At 73.7% G+C, this 5,790-nt stretch carries 6 protein-coding genes; 4 read left to right on the plus strand and 2 right to left on the minus strand.

The features are described from left to right. Positions 1-9 precede the first annotated feature (9 nt). On the minus strand, positions 10-1,497 hold the full coding sequence (locus CCN42_RS26295) for an aminotransferase-like domain-containing protein (protein WP_086739323.1): 1,488 nt from the start codon (positions 1,495-1,497) through the stop codon (positions 10-12). On the opposite strand from CCN42_RS26295, the gene CCN42_RS26300 reads away from it, so the two are divergent. Continuing rightward, positions 1,496-2,422, plus strand: coding sequence for a DMT family transporter (locus tag CCN42_RS26300; protein ID WP_086739325.1), 927 nt, complete (start codon positions 1,496-1,498; stop codon positions 2,420-2,422). The two genes, CCN42_RS26295 and CCN42_RS26300, sit on opposite strands and share 2 nt — an antisense overlap. Before the next feature lie 88 nt (positions 2,423-2,510). After that, positions 2,511-2,756 (plus strand): DUF1918 domain-containing protein, encoded by a 246-nt coding sequence (locus CCN42_RS26305; protein ID WP_086739327.1) that lies wholly within the window; start codon positions 2,511-2,513, stop codon positions 2,754-2,756. 1 nt (position 2,757) lies between these two features. On the opposite strand, the gene CCN42_RS26310 is transcribed toward CCN42_RS26305, so the two are convergent. Next, a complete protein-coding gene (locus CCN42_RS26310; RefSeq protein WP_245877463.1) occupies positions 2,758-4,092 on the minus strand; it encodes a glycoside hydrolase family 10-like protein in 1,335 nt (444 codons plus the stop codon). 182 nt (positions 4,093-4,274) lie between these two features. Here CCN42_RS26310 and CCN42_RS26315 point away from each other — a divergent pair, with 182 nt between their 5' ends. Together CCN42_RS26315 and CCN42_RS26320 are read left to right on the plus strand one after the other, a co-directional pair. Next, complete coding sequence (locus CCN42_RS26315; protein WP_086171655.1) at positions 4,275-5,150, plus strand: 3-hydroxybutyryl-CoA dehydrogenase; 876 nt, start codon at positions 4,275-4,277, stop codon at positions 5,148-5,150. 183 nt (positions 5,151-5,333) lie between these two features. After that, a complete protein-coding gene (locus tag CCN42_RS26320) occupies positions 5,334-5,591 on the plus strand; it encodes a hypothetical protein (RefSeq protein ID WP_086171654.1) in 258 nt (85 codons plus the stop codon). Positions 5,592-5,790: the final 199 nt, after the last annotated feature.

The raw sequence follows: 5,790 nt of genomic DNA on the forward strand, positions 1-5,790 counted from the left end.
GGACACGGCCTAGGGGGTGTCGTCCCGGTCATCCCGCCCCTGGGGCGCCCAGCCTCGGAACACCTCGTCGCAGGCCGTCCGCAGCCGGCGCGCGCCCTCCGCGATCTCCGCCGTGCCCGCGACCGCGGCGAAGCTCAGCCGCAGGTGCGCGGCGGGCGGTTCGGCGCTGAAGTAGGGGCGGCCCGGGGTGATGGCGACGCCCGCGCGCAGGGCCGCCGCCGTCAGGGCGGTCTCGTCGGCGCCCTCGGGCAGCCGTGGCCACAGGTGGTAGCCGCCGCTCGGGATGTGCGGCAGGGCCAGTTCGGGCAGGTGCACGGCCAGCGCGGAGGTCATGGCGTCCCGCCGGGCCCTGAGCGCCGCGGAGACGGCCCGCAGATGGCGCGGCCAGGCCGGCGAGCCGACCAGCTCCAGCGCCGCCTCCTGGAGCGGCCGGGGCACGAAGAAGGTGTCCACGACCTGGATGGCGCGCAGCCGCTCCAGCACCGGGCCGCGGGCGGCCAGCGCGCTCACCCGGAAGCTCGGCGAGGTGGCCTTGGTCAGCGAGCAGACGTGGACGACGACACCGTCCGGGTCGTCGGCGGCCAGCGGGCGCGGCAGCGGCGGCGCGTCCTCGTGCACCAGCCGCCGGACGAAGTCGTCCTCGACGACGAAGGCCCCGGCCTCGCGGGCGATCCGCAGCACCTCGCCCCGCCGTTCCGCGGCGAGCACGGCGCCGGTGGGGTTCTGGAACAGCGGCTGGCAGACGAAGACCCGGGCGCCGGTGGCCCGGAACGCGTCGGCGAGGAGGGCCGGGCGGACCCCGTCGGAGTCCACCGGGACCGGCACCGGGCGCAGGCCCGCCGCCCGGGCGATCGCGAGCATGCCCGGGTAGGTCGGCGACTCGACCAGGACCGGGGCGCCGGGCGGGGCGAGCGCGCGCAGCGCGGTGGTCAGCCCGGACTGGCCGCCGGAGGTGATCAGCACCTCGGCGGCGGTGACCGCCCCGCCGGGGCCGCCGATGCTGCGCGCGAACCATTCGCGCAGCTCGGGCAGCCCTTCCATGGGCGGTCGGCCCCAGGCGCCGGGGCGCCGCCCCGCCCGGGAGAGCGCCGCGGCCATCGCCCGCTCGGGCTGCAACGAGGGGTGCAGGTAGCCGCCGTTGAACTCGATGACCCCGGGCGGCGGCGCGGAGAGGGAGACCAGCACGCCGGAGGCGTCCACCGAGCGCGGCACGGGCTCGGCGGCGGTGTCCGCGCTCAGCGCCAGTTGCTGCCAGGAGGTGTCCCCGCTGGGCGCGGCAGCGGCGCGCGGCTCCGCGCGGAACGCCCCGGCTCCGGGCCGGGTCACCACCAACCCCTCCGCGGCGAGCTGGGCCAGCGCCCGCGAGACGGTCACAGGACTCACCCGGAACCGCTCGACCAACGCACGACTCGATGGCAGCTTTCCACCAGGAGAGTAGCGGTCTAGCTCTCTCCGTAGCTGTTCCGCCAGTTCACCCACACTGCTACGCTCTTGCATGAGAGCACAGAGTAGCGCTACCCAGCCGACCGCGATAGCGGTCGACACTCCTCCCGCCGCCAGGGAGAGGGTCTCCGCCGGCACCCTCCAGGCCGCGCTCGGCGTCGTCGCCTTCTCCCTCACCTTCCCCGCCACCGCCTGGGGCCTGGAAGGCTTCGGCCCCTGGTCGCTGGTGGCCGTGCGCAGTGTGCTCGCGGCGCTGATCGCGGGCGGCTGCCTGCTGGCCCTGCGCATTCCGCTGCCGGAGCGCAGGCACCTGCCCGGACTGGCCGTGGTCGCCGCGGGGGTGGTCCTCGGCTTCCCGATGCTGACCACGCTCGCGCTGCAGACCTCGACCACCTCGCACGCCGCCGTGGTGGTCGGACTGCTGCCGCTCACGACGGCCGCGCTGTCCGCCCTGCGGGTCGGCACCCGCCCCTCCCGCACCTTCTGGACGGCTGCTCTCGCCGGTGCGGCCGCGGTGGTGGCGTTCACCGTGCAGCAGAGCGGCGGCGCGCTCAGCACCGCCGACCTCTACCTCTTCGGCGCCCTCCTGGTCTGCGCGGCCGGGTACACCGAGGGCGGGCGGCTCGCCCGGATGATGCCGGGCTGGCAGGTGATCGGCTGGGCGCTGGTGCTGTGTCTGCCGCTGAGCGTCCCGGCCGCCGCGATCGCGCTGGCGTACGAGCCGGTGACCCTCACCGCGCACGCCGTGGCCGGTCTGCTGTGGGTGGCGGCGGGCTCCCAGTTCCTCGGGCTGGTCGTCTGGTACCGGGGCATGGCGGCCATCGGCATCCCCAAGGCGAGCCAGTTGCAGTTGGCCCAGCCGCTGCTCACACTGGTGTGGTCGGTGCTGCTGCTGGGCGAGCACCTGACGGTGGCCGCCCCGCTGACGGCCGCGGCCGTGCTCGTCTGCATCGCCGTCACCCAGCGGGCGCGAGGCTGAACGGTGCGCCGCCGGGTTCCGCCCGGCACCGGCGCCGTGGGCTCACGGCCACGGACCGCTGCTCCCGCGATGGTGGAGGAGGCCCCAGATGCGCGCAAGCGTGGGCGACCAGCTTGTCCAGCACGGCAGGGTGGTCGGACAGCACGACAAGGTCGGCGAGATCGTGGAAGTGCTCGGCCAGGGGGGCAACCCCCCGTACCGCGTCCGGTTCCAGGACGGGCACGAGGGGCTGTGCTCCCCGGGCCCCGACACCGAGATCCGGCACCGCGGCACCCAGCCGCCGTCGCACTTCCAGCCGCCGACGAGCACTCAGCCGCCCGGTATGGGGCTGTGATTCAGGACGCGGGGTTCGCCGGCTGCCCGTAGTGGTCGGCGATCACCCGCGCCATCGCCCCGGCCGGGTCCGTCGCCACCTCCTTCGCGGCGAAGAAGACGTGTCCCTTCACCTGCGGATACTCGCGGGCCAGCGTCAGGTGCCGGGACAGCTCGGCCGGGTCCTGCCAGGGGGCGGGCTGGGACGGGTTGCCGGCCCGGTACAGCGCCTCGCCGATGTACAGCCGGGTGCCGCTGCCCCGGGCGACCTCGGCCCACCACGGCACCAGCTTGGCGTAGTCGGCGGCGGCGAAGCCGATGTGCCAGTACAGCTGCGGGCAGATGTAGTCCACCCACCGCTCCCGCACCCACTTGCGGGTGTCCGCGTAGAGGTCGTCGTAGGCCTGGAGGGCGCGGGTGTCCGAGCCGAGCGGGTCGGTGGACGCGTTGCGCCACACCCCGAACGGGCTGATCCCGAACCGGGTGCCGGGCCGCGCCTTCTTGATCCCGGCCGCCATGTCCCGCACGAGGCGGTCGATGTTGTCCCGCCGCCAGTCGGCCCGGCCGGCGAAGCCTCCGCCGTACCTCTCGAAGGCCGCGTCGTCGTCGAAGGTCTCCCCCGCGACCGGGTACGGGTAGAAGTAGTCGTCGAAGTGGACGGCGTCCACCGGGTACTTGCGGACCGCGTCCAGCATCGCCTTCTGCACGAAGCTGCGGACCTCGGGCAGCCCGGCGTTGTAGTAGAGCTTCCCGCCGTAGCTCACCACCCACTCCGGACGCCGGCGCGCGGGGTGGGTCGCCACCAGCCGGGAGAGGTCCCCGTGGGTGGCGACCCGCAGCGGGTTGAACCAGGCGTGCAGCTCCAGACCGCGCGCGTGGGCCTCGGCGACGGCCGTGCCGAGCGGGTCCCAGCCGGGGTCCTTGCCCTGGGTGCCGGTGAGGTACTGCGACCACGGCTCGTGCGGCGAGGGCCACAGCGCGTCCGCCGCGGGGCGCACCTGGACAATCACCGTGTTGAGCCGGCTGCGTACCGCCTGGTCGAGATGGGCGAGCAGTTCGGCGCGCTGTTCGGCGGCGCTCAGCCCGGCCCGGGAGGGCCAGTCCCGGTTGACGACCGTGGCCAGCCACATGCCGCGCATCTCCGCCGCCGCGGCGGCCTCGCCCGCGTTCCCGGCGGCTGTGGTCCGCTCGGTCCGCCCGGTCGCCTCCCCGGCCCGCGAGCCGTAGGGCGCCGGATCCCGCCCATCCCGCCCACGCGGCCGCTGTCCGGCCGCGCCCGGGGCCGCCGCGGCCTCCCCGGACATCACCAGGGCCGACAGCGCCGCCGCGGCGAACGCCCGGCGTGTCACACGTCCCATTCAGAACACCCCCATACTCCGCGTCCTCACGCGGTCACGGACCGTCTCCGGGCCCAGGATGCCCCCGACCCCGGTGATCGATCATCGATACTTGGCGGTAACGTGCACGAACGGAGCAGGCACGAGCAGGCCCCGCGACCCGGCGGACTGCCGCGGCCGAACGGATCAGCGAAGGGGACGATGTGACAGGCATCCCATCGGGAGACATTGCGCGCGTCGGTGTGGTCGGCTGTGGCCAGATGGGCGCCGGCATCGCGGAGGTGTGCGCCCGCGCGGGGCTGGACGTCAGGGTCGCCGAGACCACCGGCGAGGCCCTGGAGATCGGCCGTACCCGGCTGTTCAACTCCCTGGCCAAGGCCGCCGAGCGGGGCAAGATCAGCGACGCGGAGCGGGATGCGACGCAGGCCCGGCTGAGCTTCACCACCGACCTCGGCGAGTTCGCCGACCGCGATCTGGTGATCGAGGCGGTCGTGGAGAACGAGCAGGTCAAGACCGAGATCTTCCAGGTGCTCGACCAGGTGGTGACCCGTCCGGACGCCATCCTGGCCTCCAACACCTCCTCCATCCCGCTGGTGAAGCTGGCCGTCGCCACCGCGCGCCCGGACCAGGTCATCGGCATCCACTTCTTCAACCCGGCCCCGGTGCAGCAGCTGGTCGAGCTGATCCCGGCCCTCACCACCTCCGAGGGCACCCTCAGCCGGGCCCAGCTGTTCACCGAGAAGGTGCTCGGCAAGCACGCCATCCGCGCCCAGGACCGCTCCGGCTTCGTCGTCAACGCGCTGCTGATCCCGTACCTGCTCTCCGCGATCCGGATGTTCGAGTCGGGCATCGCCAGCCGCGAGGACATCGACAACGGCATGGAGATGGGCTGCGCCCACCCGATGGGCCCGCTGAAGCTCTCCGACCTCATCGGCCTGGACACGGTCGCCTCCGTGGCGTACTCGATGTACGAGGAGTACAAGGAGCCGCTGTACGCCGCTCCCCCGCTGCTCCAGCGCATGGTGGACGCGGGCCGGCTCGGCCGCAAGACCGGTTCCGGCTTTTACACGTACGGCTGATTACGCAGCGCTAGCTGTATGGGCCCGGCACCCGGCGAGGGTGCCGGGCCCACGTGTTTCACACACCGTGTGCGCGGCGGCCACGCATATGCCGTGCGCACACACTCCCCATGCGCCCACCAGGCGAGTTGACTCAGCATGCGCATGCACGGGATGTGAGAGAACACGGAAAGGAGCGGTTTCGTGACCGCCGATCCCCAGCAGTCCGTCTCCCTGGAGGAACTCGCAGAGTTACGTCGCCGCCTCGACGTCGCCTACGCGCGCGTCGAGGGCGGGCTGGCCCTGCTCTCCCATCGCACGGAGGAGACCGCCAAAGAGGTCGACGAGCTGCACACGAGGCTCGTCCACCTGGAGCACGCCCGCTGGCCCCTGCCCTCGATCACGGCCGTGACCGCGATCGGGGCCCTGGCCGTGGCGGTCTGGCAGGCCCTCGGACGCTAGGCGGGCCAGGGCGTGTCCCCCTAGGCCGTGTCCGCAAAGTCCCGTCTGCCCCGCGACGCCTGGCACGCACTCTCGCCGCGCCGGGCGAAGCCCCAAGTACATCCAGTACGAGGGACTCCGCCCGGCGCGCCGAGAGCACGCACCAGACGCCGCGGGGCCCGCCCTTCGGGCGGACGACGGGACTTTGCGGACACGACCT

This window comes from Streptomyces glaucescens, assembly GCF_002154375.1.
GTDB classification, from domain to species: domain Bacteria; phylum Actinomycetota; class Actinomycetes; order Streptomycetales; family Streptomycetaceae; genus Streptomyces; species Streptomyces glaucescens.

Bases quoted from the DNA above. Each gene is read 5' to 3' on its own strand.
- CCN42_RS26300 (WP_086739325.1), top strand. From the start codon at position 1,496: ATGAGAGCACAGAGTAGCGCTACCCAGCCGACCGCGATAGCGGTCGAC.
- CCN42_RS26305 (WP_086739327.1), top strand. From the start codon at position 2,511: ATGCGCGCAAGCGTGGGCGACCAGCTTGTCCAGCACGGCAGGGTGGTC.
- CCN42_RS26310 (WP_245877463.1), bottom strand. From the start codon at position 4,092: ATGGGACGTGTGACACGCCGGGCGTTCGCCGCGGCGGCGCTGTCGGCC.
- CCN42_RS26295 (WP_086739323.1), bottom strand. From the start codon at position 1,497: ATGCAAGAGCGTAGCAGTGTGGGTGAACTGGCGGAACAGCTACGGAGA.